Annotated in this window: 17 protein-coding genes; 10 read left to right on the plus strand and 7 right to left on the minus strand. The window is 67.9% G+C overall.

Annotation, left to right across the window (positions count from 1 at the left end; translation table 11 throughout):
• Positions 1-226: 226 nt before the first annotated feature.
• Entirely contained in the window at positions 227-1057 is an 831-nt protein-coding gene (locus tag H0X95_RS23705) for a helix-turn-helix transcriptional regulator (protein WP_059722279.1), read from the plus strand.
• Between the two features lie 15 nt (positions 1058-1072).
• Here the strand turns inward: H0X95_RS23705 and H0X95_RS23710 are convergent, their stop codons facing one another.
• From H0X95_RS23710 to H0X95_RS23725, 4 genes are all read right to left on the minus strand, one after another.
• On the minus strand, positions 1073-1993 hold the full coding sequence (locus tag H0X95_RS23710) for a LysR family transcriptional regulator (RefSeq protein WP_012493096.1): 921 nt from the start codon (positions 1991-1993) through the stop codon (positions 1073-1075).
• A gap of 123 nt (positions 1994-2116) precedes the next feature.
• The gene (locus H0X95_RS23715; RefSeq protein ID WP_059722277.1) at positions 2117-3307 is read right to left on the minus strand and encodes an MFS transporter; all 1191 of its coding nucleotides are present in this window, start codon (positions 3305-3307) and stop codon (positions 2117-2119) included.
• 87 nt (positions 3308-3394) lie between these two features.
• Positions 3395-4855: an NAD(P)/FAD-dependent oxidoreductase gene (locus H0X95_RS23720; RefSeq protein ID WP_006495822.1), complete on the minus strand. Its 1461-nt coding sequence runs from the start codon at positions 4853-4855 to the stop codon at positions 3395-3397.
• Positions 4856-4940: 85 nt separating this feature from the next.
• On the minus strand, positions 4941-5285 hold the full coding sequence (locus H0X95_RS23725) for a cupin domain-containing protein (RefSeq protein ID WP_006484551.1): 345 nt from the start codon (positions 5283-5285) through the stop codon (positions 4941-4943).
• A gap of 205 nt (positions 5286-5490) precedes the next feature.
• Here H0X95_RS23725 and H0X95_RS23730 point away from each other — a divergent pair, with 205 nt between their 5' ends.
• The 5 genes from H0X95_RS23730 (at position 5491) to H0X95_RS23750 (ending at position 11121) form a co-directional block, all read left to right on the plus strand.
• Positions 5491-6375, plus strand: coding sequence for a helix-turn-helix transcriptional regulator (locus H0X95_RS23730; protein WP_059722275.1), 885 nt, complete (start codon positions 5491-5493; stop codon positions 6373-6375).
• 154 nt (positions 6376-6529) lie between these two features.
• Positions 6530-7480 carry an agmatinase gene (speB, locus tag H0X95_RS23735; protein WP_006495824.1) on the plus strand — a complete coding sequence of 317 codons (951 nt, stop codon included), beginning with the start codon at positions 6530-6532 and terminating at the stop codon, positions 7478-7480.
• Positions 7481-7502: 22 nt separating this feature from the next.
• The gene (locus H0X95_RS23740) at positions 7503-8984 is read left to right on the plus strand and encodes an aldehyde dehydrogenase family protein (RefSeq protein ID WP_059722696.1); all 1482 of its coding nucleotides are present in this window, start codon (positions 7503-7505) and stop codon (positions 8982-8984) included.
• Between the two features lie 119 nt (positions 8985-9103).
• Positions 9104-9652 (plus strand): hypothetical protein, encoded by a 549-nt coding sequence (locus H0X95_RS23745; RefSeq protein WP_059722272.1) that lies wholly within the window; start codon positions 9104-9106, stop codon positions 9650-9652.
• A gap of 119 nt (positions 9653-9771) precedes the next feature.
• Positions 9772-11121: a DUF2325 domain-containing protein gene (locus H0X95_RS23750; protein ID WP_059722271.1), complete on the plus strand. Its 1350-nt coding sequence runs from the start codon at positions 9772-9774 to the stop codon at positions 11119-11121.
• A gap of 30 nt (positions 11122-11151) precedes the next feature.
• Here the strand turns inward: H0X95_RS23750 and H0X95_RS23755 are convergent, their stop codons facing one another.
• From H0X95_RS23755 to H0X95_RS23765, 3 genes are all read right to left on the minus strand, one after another.
• On the minus strand, positions 11152-11475 hold the full coding sequence (locus tag H0X95_RS23755; protein WP_006495828.1) for a winged helix-turn-helix domain-containing protein: 324 nt from the start codon (positions 11473-11475) through the stop codon (positions 11152-11154).
• Between the two features lie 160 nt (positions 11476-11635).
• Positions 11636-12403, minus strand: coding sequence for a DeoR/GlpR family DNA-binding transcription regulator (locus H0X95_RS23760; RefSeq protein ID WP_006482225.1), 768 nt, complete (start codon positions 12401-12403; stop codon positions 11636-11638).
• A 44-nt stretch (positions 12404-12447) separates the two neighbouring features.
• Complete coding sequence (locus H0X95_RS23765; RefSeq protein ID WP_006482226.1) at positions 12448-13128, minus strand: MgtC/SapB family protein; 681 nt, start codon at positions 13126-13128, stop codon at positions 12448-12450.
• Between the two features lie 264 nt (positions 13129-13392).
• On the opposite strand from H0X95_RS23765, the gene H0X95_RS23770 reads away from it, so the two are divergent.
• The 4 genes from H0X95_RS23770 to H0X95_RS23785 all read left to right on the plus strand — a co-directional run bounded on the left by H0X95_RS23770 (position 13393) and on the right by H0X95_RS23785 (position 17833).
• Positions 13393-14337 carry a choline ABC transporter substrate-binding protein gene (locus H0X95_RS23770; protein ID WP_006482222.1) on the plus strand — a complete coding sequence of 315 codons (945 nt, stop codon included), beginning with the start codon at positions 13393-13395 and terminating at the stop codon, positions 14335-14337.
• 23 nt (positions 14338-14360) lie between these two features.
• Positions 14361-15038 carry an HAD family hydrolase gene (locus H0X95_RS23775; protein ID WP_006482220.1) on the plus strand — a complete coding sequence of 226 codons (678 nt, stop codon included), beginning with the start codon at positions 14361-14363 and terminating at the stop codon, positions 15036-15038.
• Between the two features lie 168 nt (positions 15039-15206).
• Positions 15207-15344 carry a hypothetical protein gene (locus H0X95_RS36020; protein ID WP_006482227.1) on the plus strand — a complete coding sequence of 46 codons (138 nt, stop codon included), beginning with the start codon at positions 15207-15209 and terminating at the stop codon, positions 15342-15344.
• 41 nt (positions 15345-15385) lie between these two features.
• Entirely contained in the window at positions 15386-17833 is a 2448-nt protein-coding gene (locus H0X95_RS23785; RefSeq protein WP_059722267.1) for a phosphocholine-specific phospholipase C, read from the plus strand.
• Positions 17834-17898 lie beyond the last annotated feature (65 nt).

Genomic DNA, 17898 nt, shown 5'->3' on the forward strand with positions numbered 1-17898 from the left:
GGTCGTCAGGTTTTCGAAGCGCTTTCACTATAGGCAGACGATTCACCCCGGTATGCCCCCCCGGCGCGGGGGCTTTTGCGATTTCCGGCCCGCCCGCCGCGCGGTCTTGTCGTCGTTTTGGGGACAACGCACGAAATTCGCGCGGTTGATCCGGTGAATTCCCGGCTGACGCGTGCGCGGCGTTCGCGTAACGTCGCGCTGTCCCCTCCGACCGCCTCGCCCGACCATGCGACTTCTCCAGCCCGACCCGGCCGCCCGCGGCCACTACCTGATCGGCGTGCGTCCCGACACGCTCGGCGCGACGCTACGCGCGGTCGGCACGCCGGATTTCGTCGGTGCGGTCACGGAATTCGTCAACGACAGCATCGACGCCGACGCCGTGCATCTCGAACGCTGGCGCGCGGACCCGGCCAGTACGTCGGGCTTCGTCGTCGAATGGCTGGGCAGCGGCAGCCTGCGCTTCGCGGCCGATACGCTGCGCGTGATGGACGTCTATTACCAGGACTACTGCCAGACCGACCCGCTGGTCGCGCCGCTGCGCGGCAAGGCGGGGACGCTGCTCGTGCAGCGCCATGTCGCCGGCATCGCGCAAGGCGAATTCCGCCGGCGCATCTTCGACGAACCGGGCATCGCTCAGGAATGCCTGCTCGTGCACGGCAATGCGCATCAGCAATACGCGCTCGGCCTCGCGCGCACGGTCGAGCGGGCCGCGTTCACGACGGACGAGCTGTTCCACTTCCGGCAGATGGTCGATCTGCTGTTTCCGATGTTCGAGCTGCACGCGCGCACCTGTGCGGCGCGGCGTGTGGCGGCGGTGTCGGTGAATGCCGCGTCGCAGGCGAGCTTCGATGCGCGGCTCGAACGGCAGCACGTGCAGTTGTCGCGCCGCGAGCATGAGATTTGCCGGCTGATGCTGTGCGGGCGCTCGGTGCCCGAGGCCGCGCAGCAGCTCGACGTGAAGCTGTCGACGGCCGAGTCGTACGTGAAGCGCGCGTTCGCGAAGCTCGGCGTGCGCACGCGCCGCGAGCTGTTCGACTGGGTGCTGGTCGACTGCTGAGCGCGGGGCGCGAACCTACGCGGCGAGCGCGGCCGCCTTGATGTTGAACGCGCGCAGCAGGTCCTCGCAGAACGCGTCGACGATCGGCTTGTCGCTCGTGCTGCGCTTCATCGCGAGATGCAGCGGCACGTCGAAGCTGAACGTCGCGCGGCCGACCGCCTTCACGAGCCCGCGCTGCTCGAACGGCTCCGCGTAATGCGCGGGCAGGTAGCCGAGATGGCCGCCCGACAGGATCAGGATCGTCGCGGCCTCGATGCTGTCCGCGCTCGCGGTCACGCGCCGCTCGGGCAGCGGATACTGCTCCTCCGGCACCGGATAGGTGCGCCATACCCAGTCGTGCAGTTGCAGATCGTCGGCCGTCACGGGCCGCGACGCATGGAACAGCGGATGCCCGCGCCCGCAGTAGATCACCTGCTGCTCGGTGAACAGCGGCGTGTAGAGCAGGCCCGGCACGCGATGCCAGAAATAGCCGATCGCGAGATCGAGCTGGTTGTTGACGAGGCTTTCCTCGAGCTCCTGCGGCGACGCGACCTTCATCGCGAACGTGACGGCCTGGTCGCGCTGGCGGAACGCGCCGATCGCGTCGGCCACGCGCGCGTTCTCGACGAGCGGCGCCTGGCCGATCAAGCCGATCGACAGCGTGCCGACCAGCTTGCGGTCGATGTCGCGCACGCGCGCGACGAATTCGGACGTCGCCGCGACGAGCGTGCGCGCGGTGGCCGCGAAACGTTCGCCCTTCGACGTCAGGCGAAAGCCGCCGCGCCCGCGATCGCACAGCTTGAAGCCGACGCGCGCTTCGAGCGCCGACAGCTGCGTGCTGATGGTCGACTGCCGCACGCCGAGCGACGCCTCGGCGGCGGTGATGCCGCGTGCGTCGACGACGGCCAGAAAGACCCGGATGAGCCGGAGATCGAGATCGGTGGTATTCGAAAACATGCTGGAAGCCGCTGCCCGTGTACGCATGGCCGGCACGGCGCGAATCGCGCGCTGCCTGACCGCCTTCGCCGATGAACCGAACCTGACGCGCGCCGCCATCGGCAGCGGCGCGCGTCGCAACCGTCACTCGGGCGCCACCGCGAGCGGGCGCGCCATGCCGAACACGGCCGGCCGCAGCCGCCCGTAACAGAGGAACGCGACCGCGCACAGCACGATCGCCGCGAACAGCGCCGACTGCGTGCCCGCACGTTCGATCAGCGAGCCACCCGCGACCGAGCCGACGCCATAGCCCAATGCGACGCAGCCCGGCGACAGCGCGGCCGACTTGCCGATCAGGTCGTACTGCGGAATCGTCGCGTAGATCAGCAGCGCGCCACCGGTCCAGCAGCCGATGAACACGATCGCGCCGAGCGTGAACGTCGCGACCGACGCCGGCATCGCGAGCAGCACCGCCGCGACCGCGCAGCCGCCGAGATTCATCAGCGTCCAGCGGCGCAGGCCCGCGCCGGCGCCGAGCTTCGGCATCGCCGCGCAGATCACGAGGCTCGCGACGTTCGCGACGCCGAGCACGAGCGAGACCGACCGGCCGCTCAGGCCCGCATCGGTACCGATCTTCTCGAGGAAGGTCCACACGACGCCGACGCCGCCGTACAGCGCGAGCTGCGCGCACAGCACGAGCATCGCGCCCTTGCGGTCGATGCCGCCGACGGCGCCGGCCGGCGTCGGCGCGGCCATCGTTTCGCCGCGGCGAAACAGCGGCGTCGCGAGCACGAACATGCCGAGCACGCAGGCCACGAAGCCGAACACCCCATACGCGCCCCACGTGCCGCTCAGCAGCGGGAAGATATAAGCGAGCAGCACCATGCTCCACATCACTTGCCCCATCAGCATGATCCCGAGATTGCGCTCCGGCGCGCGCGAATACGACAGGTAGCGCAGCGCGATGCCGTTCAGCCCGCCCGACCCGACGCCCGCGACGAACTGCAACGTCGAATACGCGACGAGCCCGTGCGTCGCGAGCGTGCCGAGATTCGCGCCGGCCGCGAGCGTCACCGCGCCCGCGAGCACGAGCCGCACCGGCTGGCGGCCGAGCACGAATGCGACGAGCAGCGTGCCCGTCGATTCGCCGAGCACCTCGATGAAGCTCGACAGCCCGAGCGCCGCTTCGCCGAAGCCCCAATGGCGCTCGACCTGCCCGACGATCGCGGGCAGACCGAGAAAGACCGTCGGCCCGAGCATGCCGAGCAGCAGCATCACGACGACGAACAGCGCGCTTTCCTGCCGCGCTTCATCCTGCAGGTTCACAACGTTCATGGGGTGTCTCTCTCCGTGTCCGCCGTGCGGACCGTCTCCTCGGGGGAGCGTGTCATGGCGGCGGCCCGCGCGGGGCCGCCGTGTCGCTTACATCGGGAAGCCCATCGCCTTGAGGCCGCTGATCCACGCACGCTTCCAGCCGCCTTCGGCATCCGCGCCGTCGAACGCATGGAACGTGATCTTCGCGGCGACCCAGCGCATCGGCTCCGGCGGGATGTAGCTCGGGCTCTGGTTCGCGATGTCGAGCTTGCGCTCCGGGCTGTCGCGGTCGAACAGGATGTTCAGCCCCATGAACGCGCCGAACCGGCTCGCCGCGACGCCGAAGCCCGTATAGCCGGCGACGAACACGGCCTTGTCGCCGAGATAGCGCTTCGCGAACACCGAGCCGCGCGAGCAGTAGTCGATCGGGCCGCCCCACGCATGCGAGAAGCGCACGTCGCTCAGTTGCGGGAACGTGCGGTAGAACGCTTCCGCGAGCCGGTAGTAGGTTTCGCGCCGGCCGTCCTGATGCGGCTCCGGGTCGCCGTCGAAGTGATAGCTGACCAGGCCGCCGAAGATGATGTTGTTGTTCTTCGTCAGCCGGAAGTAGTTGAGCTGCGTGCGCGTGTCGTACACGCCCTGGCGATTCTTCCAGCCGATCCGCGCGAGTTGCGCGTCCGTCAGCGGCTCGGTCGCGAGCACGTGGTCGCGCACCTGCATCACGCGCCGGTTGATGTCGGGAATCCCGACCTTCGCGGTGCCGCTGCCGAACACGACGCGCGGCGCGCGCACGCTGCCCTTCGGCGTCTTCACGAACACCGTGCTGCCTTCGTCGGTCACGCTCGTGAGCGGCGTGTGCTCGTACAGCGTCACGCCGAGCTGCAGCGCCGCGCGCTTCAGCCCCCATGCGAGCTTCGCCGGATGCACGATGCCGCTGCGGTTGCGCGACCACAGCGCGCCCGCGAACAGCGGCGAATTCAGTTGCGCGAGTGTTTCGTCGCGGTTCAGCAGCACGACGTCGTGGCCGTATTCGCGATGCAGGTCATAGTCGCCCTTCAGGTGCACGAGGTGCCCGGGATCGACCGCGACCGTCATCTCGCCGTTCCATTCGATGTCGGCGTCGATGTCGTAACGCTTCAGCGTTTCCTCGAAACCGTCGAGGTTGCGGTGTCCGAACGCTTCCAGCTGCGCGATATCGTTCGGGAACACGCGCACCGCGTTCGGCAGCCCGTGCATCACCGACGTCGAGATGATCCCGCCCGCGCGGCCCGATGCGCCGTGCGCGACCTTGCCGGCCTCGATCAGCACCACGTTCAGGTGCGGCATCTGTTCTTTCGCCTGCACGGCCGACCACAGCCCCGTGAAGCCGCCGCCGACGATCAGCAGGTCGGCCGTCACGTCGCCGACGAGGGCCGGCTCGGCGGCCGGCGCGGCCGGGTTGTCGAGCCAGTACGGGAACAGTTTCGTATTCGCGAGCGCCGCTTCGACGCCCAGCGCGACCGGCGCGCCGCGCAGCGCGTGCGCGTCGACCGGCGCGGTCCGTTTTGCTTCGTTGACTTCCATTTCCATGATCCCAGCCATCACACGCGAAAAACGAAACCGCCGCCGGGTTCGCGTCACACGGACGACGACGCCGCGGCGGCGGTTTCCGACATCACGACTGCTCGAGCAGCACGTAGAACTTCTTCGCGTCCTCGATCGTCTCCCAGCGGCCCGCGAAACCGGCCGGCAGCAGATAGCCCTGGCCCGGCGTGAATTCCTTGCGATTGCCCTCGACGTCGGTCAGCGCGATCCGGCCCTCGACGAGCCACACCGCTTCGTCGGCTGCCGTTTCCGGAAACTCCACCGAGCCGGCCTTGCCCTCCCACCAGCCGACGATGTAGTTGCCGCTCTTGCCTTCGGCCGCGCGCCAGTCGCTTTCGTCCATCCCGAAGTCGAGCTTCGTGAATTCGCCCACGCCTGCGCCCAGCGGCAGGATGTCCTTGATCAGTTTGGTCATCTGAATCTTTCGTCTCTCGATTGAAAAAAGCAGAGACAAAGTTACTCATTTACACTGCCCCGGTATGCCCCCCTTCGGGGGGGACAAGCCGCGTTTTCGGGGGTACGCGAGGCAGCAGGACTCCGTACGGTAATTCCCCTAATGACCTTTTCGGGCGCGGATCGCTACAATCGCGCCGCTTCAAGGGCCGGTTCCTGGGACCCGCATGCTGCTCAACGTGAACCCCTTCCACCGCGACGACGACCATTTCAACGTGTCGTTCAAGGCGCTGGGCGAGCTGATCGAGACGGTCGGCACGCCGCATTTCGTGCCGCGCCTCACGCAACTGCTGAACGACGTCGTGCCGCTCGACGTCGCGCACGTCGAACGCTCGCGCGTCGACGGCACGATGCCCACCGGCTACCGCTGCGAATGGATCGGCAGCAGCGGCATCGGGACCGAAGCCACCGAAATCTCCGACGTGATGACGCTCTACTACGAGCGCTTTCTCGACAGCGACCCGCTGTTCGCGGGGCTGCGCGGCAAGACCGGCACGATGCTGGTCGTGCGCGACATCGCGGCGATCCCGCCCGGCGAATTCCGCCAGCGGATCTACGACGACGTGCATATCGGTCACGAATGCGTGCTCGCACGCGGCACGCGCTATTCGCAGCATTCGATCGCGCTGGAGCGCGGCCGCGACCGTCCGCCGTTCACGCTCGCCGAGATGAACCGCTTCCGCAACATCAGCGACGTGCTGTTCCCGCTGCTCGAGCTGCATGCGTCGACCACCGCCGCGCGGCGCATCGCGCACCCGACGCCCGACGTCCATCCGCTCGCGCAATTCGACGCGCGGCTCGCGGCCGGCGACGTGAAGCTGTCGAAACGCGAATACGAGACCTGCAAGCACCTGCTGTCCGGCAAGACCGTGCCCGAAGCCGCCGCGATTCTGGGCGTGCGCGTCGCGTCGGCCGAGTCGTACGTGAAGCGTGCCTTCGCGAAGCTCGGCGTGCGCACCAAGCGCGAACTCGCCGCATGGGGGTCGGCGGCAGCCGCGCTTCCCGCCGCCGGAGCGCACGACGACGACGCACCGCCGGCCATCCCGCGCTGACCCGCCCCGCCGCGTTCGGTCGCGCCGCGTCGATGCGGCGGCGCCACTTGCATCGAGCCCGGTCGATGTAAACGTTGCGACTTCAGGATCTTCGCGCGTGCGTTCTCCTCTACCATCGGCCGATCGCTTGACACCAGAAAGAGGAGACGGCCCCATGCCCCGCGAACTGAACCAACCGATGGGCGGCAACGAGATGCCGCGCTTTGGCGGCATCGCCACGATGATGCGGCTGCCGCAGGCCACGACGACCGACGGCCTCGACGCGTGCTTCGTCGGCGTGCCGCTCGATCTCGGCACGTCGAACCGCTCGGGCGCGCGCTTCGGCCCGCGCCAGATCCGCACCGAATCCGTGCTGCTGCGCCCGTACAACATGGCCACCCGCGCCGCGCCGTTCGATTCGCTGCAGGTGGCCGACATCGGCGACGTCGCGACCAACCCGTACGACCTGAAGGACTCGGTGCGCCGCATCGAGGAGGCATACGACGCGATCGTCGCGAACGGCTGCCGGCCGATCACGCTCGGCGGCGATCACACGATCGCGTGGCCGATCCTGCGCGCATTGCACCGGAAGTACGGCAAGGTCGCGGTCGTGCACGTCGATGCGCACGCGGACGTGAACGACACGATGTTCGGCGAGAAGATCGCGCACGGCACGCCGTTCCGCCGCGCGGTGGAAGACGGCCTGCTGCAATGCGACAAGGTCACGCAGATCGGCCTGCGCGGCACCGGCTACCACGCGGACGATTTCGACTGGTGCCGGCAGCAGGGTTTCACCGTCGTGCAGGCGGAAGACTGCTGGAACAAGTCGCTCGCGCCGCTGATGGCGCAGGTGCGCGAACGCGTCGGCGACACGCCGGTGTACCTGAGCTTCGACATCGACGGCCTCGACCCGTCGTTCGCGCCGGGCACCGGCACGCCGGAAATCGGCGGCCTGACCGTGCAACAGGGCCTGGAGATCGTGCGCGGCATGAAGGGCCTGAACATCGTCGGCGCGGACCTCGTCGAAGTATCGCCGCCGTACGATCCGGCCGGCACCACCGCGCTCACCGGCGCGAACCTCGCGTTCGAAATGCTCTGCGTGATGCCGGGCGTCGCCTACCGCTAACCCGATCGACAGGATGACCGTCATGTCCACCGCCGAACTTTCCCGTTCCACGCACCCGTTCGTGCTGCCCGCCGCGCGCATCGCCGGCCAGCCGGTGCGCACGCATTCCGACACGATCGGCGCGCCGGTCTTCAACGCATCGACCGGCAATACGATCGGCTGGCAGGAATTCGCGACGCCCGCGCACGTCGACGCCGCGGTGCGCGCCGCGCGCGACGCGTTCGCCGGCTGGCGCGATACGCCGCCCGCCGAGCGCGGCCGCGTGCTCGCGGCGATCGCCGGGCGGGTCGACGCCGCGCGCGAGCGTCTCGCCGCGTTGCAGATGCAGGTGAGCGGCAAGCCGCCGTTCGAGGCCGACGCGGATGTCGGCGATGTCGTCGCGACCTTCGCGTACTACGCGAAGCTGTGCGAAGACCCGGCGCTGTTCGCGGCCGAACCGGTTGCGTTGCCGAGCGATGGCGTCACGGCCGAACGCTTCCACGATCCGGTCGGCGTCGCCGCGCTGGTGATGCCGTGGAATTTCCCGATGGTCACGACCGCATGGAAGCTCGCGCCCGCGCTCGCGGCCGGCTGCACGGTCGTGCTGAAGCCGTCCGAGCTCACGTCGCCGACCGAGCACGCGCTGCTCGACATCGTCATCGAAGCGGGTGTGCCGGCCGGCGTCGTCAACGTCGTGAACGGCGACGCCGAGATCGGCGCGGCGCTGACCGCGCATCCGCTGATCGACAAGATTTCGTTTACGGGCAGCACGGCGGCCGGCCGCAAGGTGATGCAGGCCGCGGCCATCGACATGAAGCGCGTGACGCTCGAACTCGGCGGCAAGTCGTCGCTGATCGTGCGCGACGATGCCGATCTCGATGTCGCGGTGTCGCTCGCCGTGGCGGGCGCGTTCACCAACGCCGGCCAGATGTGCTCGGCCACCGCGCGCATCCTCGTGCACGACAGCCTCTATCGCAGCTTCATGGCCGCGTTCGAGACGGCCGTGCGCGCGCTCGTCGTCGCGCCGCCGGGCACCGACCAGGTCGCGATGGGGCCGCTGATCTCCGCCGCGCACCGCGCGCGAGTCGAGGCGATGCTCGAACACGGCGTCGATGCGGGCGCACGCATCGCGTTCAGCGGCCGCGTCGCGGACGCCGGCGGCGCCGGCTTCTTCATGGCGCCCGTCGTGATCGCCGAACCGGCCGCGGACAACCCGCTATGGACCGACGAAGTGTTCGGCCCCGTCGCGTGCGTGAAATCGTTCCGCACCGATGACGAAGCGATCGCGCTCGCGAACGACACGCGCTACGGGCTCGTCGCGACCGTCGTCACGCGCGATGCGGCCGCCGCACGGCGGTTCCAGCGGCGCGTGCGCGCGGGGCTCGTGTGGATCAATGCGCCGCAGCTGATCTACCCGCACGTGTGCTGGGGCGGCTTCGGGCTCAGCGGGATCGGGCGCGAACTCGGCGTCGCGGGGCTGCGCAGCTATCAGGAACTGCGCCACGCGATGCGCGCGATCGACTGACCGGTGCGGCCGTTCGGGTCGTGGGCGATACCGTGTCGCGCGGCGACGGTATCGCCTTTTTTTGCGAATTCGATCTATTCCGTAGAATATATCGAGACCTGCATACCCGGAGCACCATCATGACCCGCACGGCGACGGATCGCACCCCGCTGCACAGCGCTCGGGAACAGCCGTTCGCGCGCAAGATCAGCGCGCTCAAGCCGCTGTCGAGCGACGCGCGGGCGCAGCAGGTCACCGATGTCGTCGATGCGTTCCGCCGCCTGCGCGGCAGCGTCGCACGTTTCATCCGGATGTTCTCGGCCGCGCACGCCGAAGCCATGCCGGACGACGCACTGTCGGCCATGGGCTTTCGAGAATTGCTGTCGATGCTCGAACACGAAGCGCGCACTGCCCGCTTCACGCGGCTCTCCGAACTCGAACGCGCGATCGGCCACGCGCGCCGCCTCGAACGCACGCGCGACGACGTGTTTTCCGATGCGTTCAGCAACGACCAGGCCGCGATGCGCCGCGCGGTCATCGCGCTGGAACGCGTCGACGTGCTGTTCGTCGGGTTGTGCGTCGAATCCGTGATCGCGCGCCATGCGCCGGCCTCGGCATCGGCCTCGGTTCCGCCCGCTGCGCCTGCCGTCGTGCCGCAGCCGATCGACCGTTCAACGGCGCTCTGCTGACCGCGCGATCCCCGTTGCCCGGTATTTCCCCGGCATCGGCCTCGTTATATTCCGTGGTATATTTCGAGCCATCTTTCGCGCATCCGTCTCCGGCCCGATCGTGCCGGATCGAGGTCAACATGCACGCTCCGCCCTTTCGCCTGGCCCGCACGGCGGACCTCTCGTCGCCCGGCGGCCATTCGCCCGCGGCAGCCGGCACGCGGATCGACGCCTGCTGCGCGCCGTCCCGCGCGCAACAGGTCGAACTGACGCGCCGCGCGCGCCTGTCCGAACTCGACGCGAACCTGCACTGCTCGATCATCGGCACGTGCCTGACCACGCACGAACTGCGCAAGCTGGTGCCGAAATTCGCCGATGTCGACCGTCAGCGCGCGACCGATCTGGAGATCCATCACGCGGCCGTCGAACTCGCGATCGGCGGCACGGCCGGCGCCAAGGCGTTGCACAAGGCGCTCGACGAGCGTTATGCCGGAGCGATCCGCGCATTCGACGGCGCGAAGGACGCGGACGCACTCGTCGCGCGCTGGAAGGACGCGCTCGCGAGCGGCGACATTCCCCCGGCGTACTGGGCGCTGATGACGCATCCGCGCGCGACGATGGCCGTGCGCCAGGTCGCGTTCGGCGACGTGCACATGCTGTCGCATCTGGTCGGCGCGGCCAATCGCGCCGATATCCGGCGGCTGGTCGCGCTCGAACGGGAGAACGCGGAACTGCACGCGAAGCTCGAACGACAGCAGGCACGCCTGCACGAAATGAGCACGCAGCGCGACGTGGCGCTGCAGGAGCGGGGTGCGCTCCACGCACACCGGCACGCGCAACCGCTTGCGGCCGAACGCGTGCTGCGCGACGAAGTACACGCGTTGCGCGAAGCGCTGGCGGCGCGCGACGAGCGGCTCGCGCTGCACACGAGCCGCCGCGAGGCGGCCGAGCAGCGGATCGCCGCGGAACAGGCAAGCGCCCGTGCAATGCGCGCGCGGCTCGACGACCTGATGGCGATGGTCAAGACGCTGCGCGCCGAAGCAAGCGCGCTCGAACAGGCGGTGCAGGCGTCGACAGACGACCCGGCCGAGCACGCGGCGCATTCGCCGTCGATACTGCGGGGCACGCGCGTCGTCTATGTCGGCGGACGGCCCGGCTCGAACCGCGCGATCCGGCGGATCGTCGAAACCGCGGGCGGCGAAGTGACGCTGCACGACGGCGGCATCGAGGATCGCAAGGGCTTGCTGGCCGCGGCGCTGCCAGGCGCGCGGATGGTCGTGTTTCCGGTCGACTGCATCGACCACGATTCGATGAACCTGCTCAAGCGCACCTGCGAGCGGCATCACATCGCGTACTACCCGCTGCGGACCGCCAGCGTGGCGAGCTTCGTCGAATTGATCGGGCGGCTCGATGCGCAGGCACGCGACGTCATCATGCCGAATGCCGCCGCGAGCGATACGTCGTCACGCTTCTGCCTGCGGCACGGGTAGGCCGGCGCGCACGTCAGCGCGACGCACCCTTCAGCGCCGCACCATTTTCGTGAGCGCGGCGATCTCGTCCGCGCAAGCCGCGTACGCGCGCGCCTCGATCCCGCGATAAAGACGGATGATTTCCTCGCCGACCGGCGTCAGCACGCTGCCGCCGCCGCTCTGGCCGCCATGCTCGGACACCGTCGCCGGCGATTTCAGCGAACGGTTCAGCTCGTCCATCAGCAGCCACGCACGCCGGTACGACATGTTCAGGCTGCGCGCCGCCGCCGAAATCGAGCCGTGCTCGCGCACCGCTTCGAGCAGCGCGACCTTGCCCGGGCCGAGCGCGATCGTGTCGGCCTGCTGGATACGCATCCTGAACCGCACCTCAGGCTTGGGGTGTGCCGAAGTCTTCATGTTGTCCGCCGTTAGATCGATGCGGGCAAGCATACACGATGGCCGGCACGGCGAATGCCGGCGGCCCACCTGCCTGGTTCAGCCCTCGGGCACGCGCGCGACGATGCCCGCCAGCCGCCTAGGACAGCACGATGTTCTTGATGACCTTCCGGATGTTCTTGTAGCTGTCGACCGACTCCGCTTTCTGGTCGGTGACCAGCGTGCCGATCCGCGCCGGTTCGCAGAAGCCGATCCGGCTGTTCGTGCCGAGCTTGCTGAAATCGGCGAGGATCGCGACTTCCGCCGCGTTGCTGACCATCGCGCGCGCCACTTCGGTTTCCATCCGGTCGTAGTTCGTCGCGCCGCGCACGTGGTCGACGCCGACCGGCGACAGCAATGCGAGATCGGCACGATAGCGGAAGATTTCGGCGACCGTGCCGTCGCCGACCGTCGCCGCCGCGCGGCTGCCGATCATCCCGCCGAGCAGGATCGTTTCGTTCTTCGCCTGCGCCGGGTCGCCCGAGCGCATCTTCAGCGCGACGTCGATCGAATTCGTGACGATCGTGAGGCCCGACAGCTTCGCCAGTTCCTCGGCCAGCAGCGTCGTGGTCGTGCCCGCGTCGATGAACAGCGTCTGCGAGCCCGACACCAGCCGGGCGGCCGCGCGGGCGATCGCCAGCTTCGCCTTCACGTGCGTCTGCGCACGCTCGGCGATCGGCGCTTCGTCGCCGACCTGCACCGCGCCGCCGTGCACGCGCTTCAGTTCACCGAGCGCCTCGAGGTCGACCAGATCGCGGCGCACGGTTTCGCGCGACACGTTCAGCTCGGCCATGATCCGGTCGGTGGAAACGCGCTGCATCTTCGATAACAGAAGCCGAATCCTCTGGTATCGCTCTTCTTGCCACATGAAATGTCCTCGGAAATGTTCGTCAATATTATTCGAATGACCGTCTACCCAGCGCTTTCCTCCAATTTTTTGATGCCGGCGAGGGTCTGCAGGGATTGACGCGCCACCTGGAACTCGCCGCTCGTCATCTTCGAAAACACCACGTGGATGCGATCGTCGTCGGGCGTCGCGTCGTCCTGCTCGATGATGAACCGGACGATCCGTGCCTGGTCGATGCCGGGCATCGCCTGCAGCGACGTGAGCTTCACCGCGCCGCGGCTCGCGAGAATGCGCACGCCCCAGCGCTGCCGCGTCGCGAAGAAGCGCTTCTCGATCGGCTTCAGCCCGGCCAGGATCGCCAGCACGATCGCGGTAGCGGCGATCGCGGCCACGTACATCCCGCCGCCCACGGCGAGCCCGACCGCCGCGACGACCCACAGGCTCGCGGCGGTCGTCAGCCCGCGGATGATCTCGCCGCGCAGCATGATCGACCCCGCGCCCAGAAAGCCGATGCCCGACACGACCTGCGCGGCGACGCGCGACGGGTCCAGCGACACGTTCTTCGCGTCCTGGATGTCGGCGAAGCCGAACGCCGACACGACCATCACGAGCGCGGCCCCCACAGCCACCAGCATGTGCGTGCGCAACCCGGCCGCCCACGACAGCCGTTCGCGCTCGATGCCGACGAGGCTGCCGAGCAAGGCCGCCAGCAACAGGCGGGCAATGATTTCCAGCTGACTGATCATGCGAAGTCTCCTTGTCCTGCGGTTCCACTCGATGACGCGCAGCCCGTACGGGCCGCCCCGACTTTCCCTGCCCTCGTCCCGCCCACGTCGCACGGGCCACCCGACGATTTGTATTTTTGTGCGATCTTGCGATTTTGTGCGTTCTAATATACGGTACGCAAAACGACAAAGCCAGACCCAAGTTTGTTTGTTTCATCCGATCCATACGATCAATCGTCAGACCAATCAGGTAACACGATCCGGAACACTGCTTAGGAGACCGACATGATGAAGAAGGCATGGATGCTGGCTGCAACGTTGCTGACGGCGCTGGCAACGGCCCCCGCTCACGCGTCGGAAGGCGACGTGTGCAGGAAGGTGACGCTCGGCGACGTCGGCTGGAGCGACATCGCGGCCACCACCGGCGTCGCGATGATGCTGCTGGACGGGCTCGGCTACGAGGCCACCAAGACGATCGCGTCGCCGCCGATCGTGCTGGCCGGCGTGAAGAAGGCGCAGATCGATGCCTTCCTCGGCTACTGGGATCCGAGCATGACGCCGACGGTGAAACCGTTCGTCGACGCCGGCGCCGTTCACCTGCTGCCGCAGCCGAACCTGGTCGGCGCGCGCTACACGCTCGCCGTGCCGCAATACGCGTCGGACAAGGGCCTCAAGCGCTTTGCCGACATCGCCCGGTTTCGCGACCAGCTCGACGGCAAGATCTACGGGATCGGCGCGGGCAACAACGGCAACGCCCTGATCCAGCGAATGATCGACAAGAACGAGTTCGGGCTGGGCGGCTTCAAGCTGGTCGAATCGAGCGAAGCCGGGATGCTCGTGCAGGTGACGCGCGCGGTGCAGGAGCACCGGATGATCGTGTTCCTCGCGTGGGAGCCGCATCCGATGAACCTCCAATACAAGATCGCGTATCTCGACGGCGGCGACACCGTGTTCGGCCCGAACTACGGCTCCGCGAAGGTCTATACGCTGGTCTCGCCCGGTTATCTCGAACGCTGCCCGAACGTCGGCCGGCTGCTGACCAACCTGACATTCACGACCGACGAGGAGAACCAGCTGATGGTGCCGATCATGAATCACGCCGACCCGATCGCGGTCGCGAAGGAATGGGCGAAGAAGAACCCCGGCGTGCTGTCGAAGTGGCTCGACGGCGTCACGACCATCGACGGGAAGAACGCGAAGGACGCGATCGACAAACTCATCGGCGCGTGACGACGCGATACAAGGAACCACTCATGCACAAGAATCTCGCGCTGTTCGACCTCGATCACACGCTGCTGCCGCTCGACAGCGACCAGGCCTGGAGCCGCTTCATCACGCGGGTCGGGCAGGAGGACGACGCGCACACGGCGCTGATCGACGAGCACTACGGCCACTATGCGGCCGGCACGCTCGACATGGACGCGTATCTCGCCGTGACGCTCGCGCCGCTCACGCGCTACCCGCGCGAGCAGCTCGAACGCTGGCATGCGCAGTTCATGGACGAAGTGATCCGGCCGGCCATCACGCCGCAGGCGCGCGCGCTGGTCGACCGGCATCGCGAGAACGGCGACCTCTGCTGTATCGTGACGGCCACCAACGTCTTCGTCACGCGACCGATCGCGGCCGAGTTCGGGATCGAGCATCTGCTCGGCATCGAGCTCGACACCGACGACGGCACGCCGGCCGGGCGGTTCACCGGGCGCAGCATCGGCGTGCCGAGTTTCCGCGAAGGCAAGATCGTGCGCACGGCCGCGTGGCTGGCCTCGCTCGGCTACGCGGCTTCCGATTTCGAACGGACCTACTTCTACAGCGATTCGATCAACGACGTGCCGCTGCTCGACTACGTCACGCATCCGGTCGCGACCAATCCCGACGCGAAGCTTTCCGGGGTGGCCGGCACGCGCGGCTGGCCTGTCATGAAGTTGTTCTGATTCGGGCGATATGCTCTGCTGTCCATTTTCATGTCTGGAGGGGAAATGAAATACGGAATACGCAGCATTCATTCCAATCATTCAGGAATCCGACTCGATCAGGATCATCCACGAGCCGTCCCGCCTCGCCCTGCGGCAAGCCGTATTCCGCACTGGCGCGGCGTTTTCATGATCGCGCTCCTGTGCACGCTGGCCGGTTGCGGCGACGGCGACTCGAGCCCGGCCGGCAACATCGCCGCCGCGCGGGCATCGGCGCCGGCCTCGGCGTCCGCGCCGGTCGTGCATTGCGCGACCGCGTGCCACTGACCGACGCACGCCCCATCCGTCACCCACGACAGAGAGCGATCATGCAAAACACACCCACGACACGACGTCGGTTCCTTGCCGACGCGCTGAAACTCGCCGGCGCCACCGCGGTGACCGGCATGCTGCCCGAAAGCATCCTGCGCGCGCAGTCGATTCCGGCGGCGAGCGTCACCGGCACCCTGCAGGACGTCAAGCACGTCGTCATCCTGATGCAGGAAAACCGGTCGTTCGACCACTATCTCGGCACGCTGCGCGGCGCACGCGGCTTCGGCGATCCGCGGCCGGTCGTGATTTCCAGCGGCTACCCGGTGTGGCGCCAGCCGGCGCCGTTGTCCTACGTGTTTCCGTTCAACCCGTCGCCGCCCGTTTCCGGCGTCGCGAACGGCGACACGTACTACGGCGATCTCGATCACAGCTGGAATGGCACGCACAGCGCATGGAACAACGGCCGCTACGACAACTGGGTCGGCGCCAAAACCAGCGGCACGATGTACTACTTCACGCAGAACGACATCCCGTTCTACCACGCGCTGGCGAGCGCCTTCACCGTGTGCGACGCGTACCACTGCTCGATGCTCGGCCCGACGGACCCGAACCGCCTGTATCTGTGGACCGGCTGCTGCGGCAACGTCGCCGGCTATTCGCCCTACACGAACAACACGATGACCGGCACCGGCTGGACCACGATGCCGGAACGCCTGAACACGGCCGGCGTCACGTGGAAGTTCTACCAGGACAAGGGCAACGGGCTCGATGCCGGTCACGGCTACGGCGAATACAACGGCTCGAAGCGCGATCTCTGGTGGAACGGCAACTACGGCGACAACGTCATCCTGAACTTCCGGCAGTACCAGAACCTCGGCGCCAACGATCCGCTCGCGCCGGCGCTCAACGGCACGCAGATCGATCCGACCGGCGGCGGCAAGGAATACGACACGAATCTCTTCAGCCAGCTGCGGGCCGACGTCGCGAACGGCACGCTGCCGCAGGTGTCGTGGATCGCCGCGCCTTACGCCTATTGCGAGCATCCGTCGTGGGCCGCGAGCGGCGGCGAATGGTACGTGAGCAACGTGCTCGATGCGCTGACGTCGAATCCGGCCGTGTGGGCCAGCACCGTGCTGCTCGTGATGTACGACGAGAACGACGGCCTGTTCGATCACGTGCCGCCGGCCGTTCCGGCGAGCGCCGCCGCCGGCACCGGCCGCTCGACGATCTCGACCGCCGCTGAATTCGTCGCGGGCGGCGGCGCCGCATCGGACGGCTCGGCGAGCGGCGACACGCCGATCGGGCTCGGCCCGCGCGTGCCGATGTTCGTGATCTCGCCGTGGTCGAAAGGCGGCAAGGTCAACTCTCAAGTGTTCGACCATACGTCGGTGATCCGCTTCCTCGAAGCGCGCTTCGGGCTGCAGGAAACCAACATCACACCGTGGCGGCGTGCCGTGTGCGGCGATCTCACTTCGGCATTCGATTTCGCGAATCCGGACCAGACGATTCCCGCGATCCCGGCCGCGACCAGCAACATGGACCCGAACGGCTCGACGGTCCTGATTCCCCCTGCCACCACCACCGCGGTGCCGGCACAAACGGCCGGCCGCACTCCCGCGTGCCGGCTGCCGTACGAGTTCTTCGTCCAGGGCAAGGTCAACCGCTCGGGCAAAACGCTCGGGCTGACGATGACGAATACCGGCGCGGCCGCCGTGCATCTGCAGGCGTGGGTCGATGGCACGAGCACGATACCGCGGCACTACACGATCGGCGCCGGCACGGGCACGTGCGTCACGGACGCACTCGCGCTGAATTCGGGCGGCGGCTACGACTACTCGATCTACGGCCCGAACGGCTTCCTGCAGACGTTGCGCGGCAACATCGGCGCAGCGGGGAGCGCGGGTTCGACGGCCGAAGTCAGCCTCTGCTACGACGTGCAGAACGGCAACGTGCTGATCACGCTGGACAATGCCGCCGGCGCCAGCGCGACGACGTTCCAGCTCGTCGACAACGCGTACGGAATGAACAGCGCGCAGTCGGTCAGCGTGCCGGCCGGCGCGACGCAGACCGTCACGTGGTACGGCGACGCCGGCTGGTACGACGCGAGCATCCGCGATGCGAACGACCCTGGCTTCCTGCGCCGCATCGCCGGCTGCGTCCAGGCGCAATCGGGCACGTTGCTGACGGATTCGGCGATCGGCAATACGAACGGCAAGTTCGTCGCGGCACTGTCGTCGCAGGGCGCGTCGTACGGCACGCTGCGATTCGACTACGTCGTGCCGCCGTGGCGCCACAGCCCGAAGAACTGGGTCGGCATCTATCCGCGCGGCGCGCAGCCGACCAAGGGCGGCTACAAGTCGTGGGCGTACCTGCCCAAGAGCACCGGCTCGCTGCTGTTCTCGTCGACTGCGAACAGCGCGCTCGCATCGGGCCAATACGATGCGTGGTTCCTGTTCGACGACGGCTACACGCCGCTCGCCGGCCCCGTCGCGATCAGTATCTGACGTCGCCCGTCCCGGCGGCGCGCAAACACGATGCGCGCCGCCGGGCGGGTCGCCCGGGCTACGCG

It is taken from the genome of Burkholderia sp. 9779_493, assembly GCF_015712215.1.
GTDB classification, from domain to species: Bacteria; Pseudomonadota; Gammaproteobacteria; order Burkholderiales; family Burkholderiaceae; genus Burkholderia; species Burkholderia cenocepacia.

What these genes read in the sequence shown, in the direction of transcription:
- H0X95_RS23725 (WP_006484551.1), bottom strand. Translation starts at nt 5,285, where the DNA reads ATGACCAAACTGATCAAGGACATCCTGCCGCTGGGCGCAGGCGTGGGC.
- H0X95_RS23765 (WP_006482226.1), bottom strand. Translation starts at nt 13,128, where the DNA reads ATGATCAGTCAGCTGGAAATCATTGCCCGCCTGTTGCTGGCGGCCTTG.
- H0X95_RS23770 (WP_006482222.1), top strand. Translation starts at nt 13,393, where the DNA reads ATGATGAAGAAGGCATGGATGCTGGCTGCAACGTTGCTGACGGCGCTG.
- H0X95_RS36020 (WP_006482227.1), top strand. Translation starts at nt 15,207, where the DNA reads ATGATCGCGCTCCTGTGCACGCTGGCCGGTTGCGGCGACGGCGACTCG.
- H0X95_RS23715 (WP_059722277.1), bottom strand. Translation starts at nt 3,307, where the DNA reads ATGAACGTTGTGAACCTGCAGGATGAAGCGCGGCAGGAAAGCGCGCTG.
- H0X95_RS23740 (WP_059722696.1), top strand. Translation starts at nt 7,503, where the DNA reads ATGTCCACCGCCGAACTTTCCCGTTCCACGCACCCGTTCGTGCTGCCC.
- H0X95_RS23705 (WP_059722279.1), top strand. Translation starts at nt 227, where the DNA reads ATGCGACTTCTCCAGCCCGACCCGGCCGCCCGCGGCCACTACCTGATC.
- H0X95_RS23730 (WP_059722275.1), top strand. Translation starts at nt 5,491, where the DNA reads ATGCTGCTCAACGTGAACCCCTTCCACCGCGACGACGACCATTTCAAC.
- H0X95_RS23755 (WP_006495828.1), bottom strand. Translation starts at nt 11,475, where the DNA reads ATGCGTATCCAGCAGGCCGACACGATCGCGCTCGGCCCGGGCAAGGTC.
- H0X95_RS23720 (WP_006495822.1), bottom strand. Translation starts at nt 4,855, where the DNA reads ATGGAAATGGAAGTCAACGAAGCAAAACGGACCGCGCCGGTCGACGCG.
- H0X95_RS23760 (WP_006482225.1), bottom strand. Translation starts at nt 12,403, where the DNA reads ATGTGGCAAGAAGAGCGATACCAGAGGATTCGGCTTCTGTTATCGAAG.
- H0X95_RS23745 (WP_059722272.1), top strand. Translation starts at nt 9,104, where the DNA reads ATGACCCGCACGGCGACGGATCGCACCCCGCTGCACAGCGCTCGGGAA.
- speB (WP_006495824.1), top strand. Translation starts at nt 6,530, where the DNA reads ATGCCCCGCGAACTGAACCAACCGATGGGCGGCAACGAGATGCCGCGC.
- H0X95_RS23775 (WP_006482220.1), top strand. Translation starts at nt 14,361, where the DNA reads ATGCACAAGAATCTCGCGCTGTTCGACCTCGATCACACGCTGCTGCCG.
- H0X95_RS23710 (WP_012493096.1), bottom strand. Translation starts at nt 1,993, where the DNA reads ATGTTTTCGAATACCACCGATCTCGATCTCCGGCTCATCCGGGTCTTT.
- H0X95_RS23750 (WP_059722271.1), top strand. Translation starts at nt 9,772, where the DNA reads ATGCACGCTCCGCCCTTTCGCCTGGCCCGCACGGCGGACCTCTCGTCG.
- H0X95_RS23785 (WP_059722267.1), top strand. Translation starts at nt 15,386, where the DNA reads ATGCAAAACACACCCACGACACGACGTCGGTTCCTTGCCGACGCGCTG.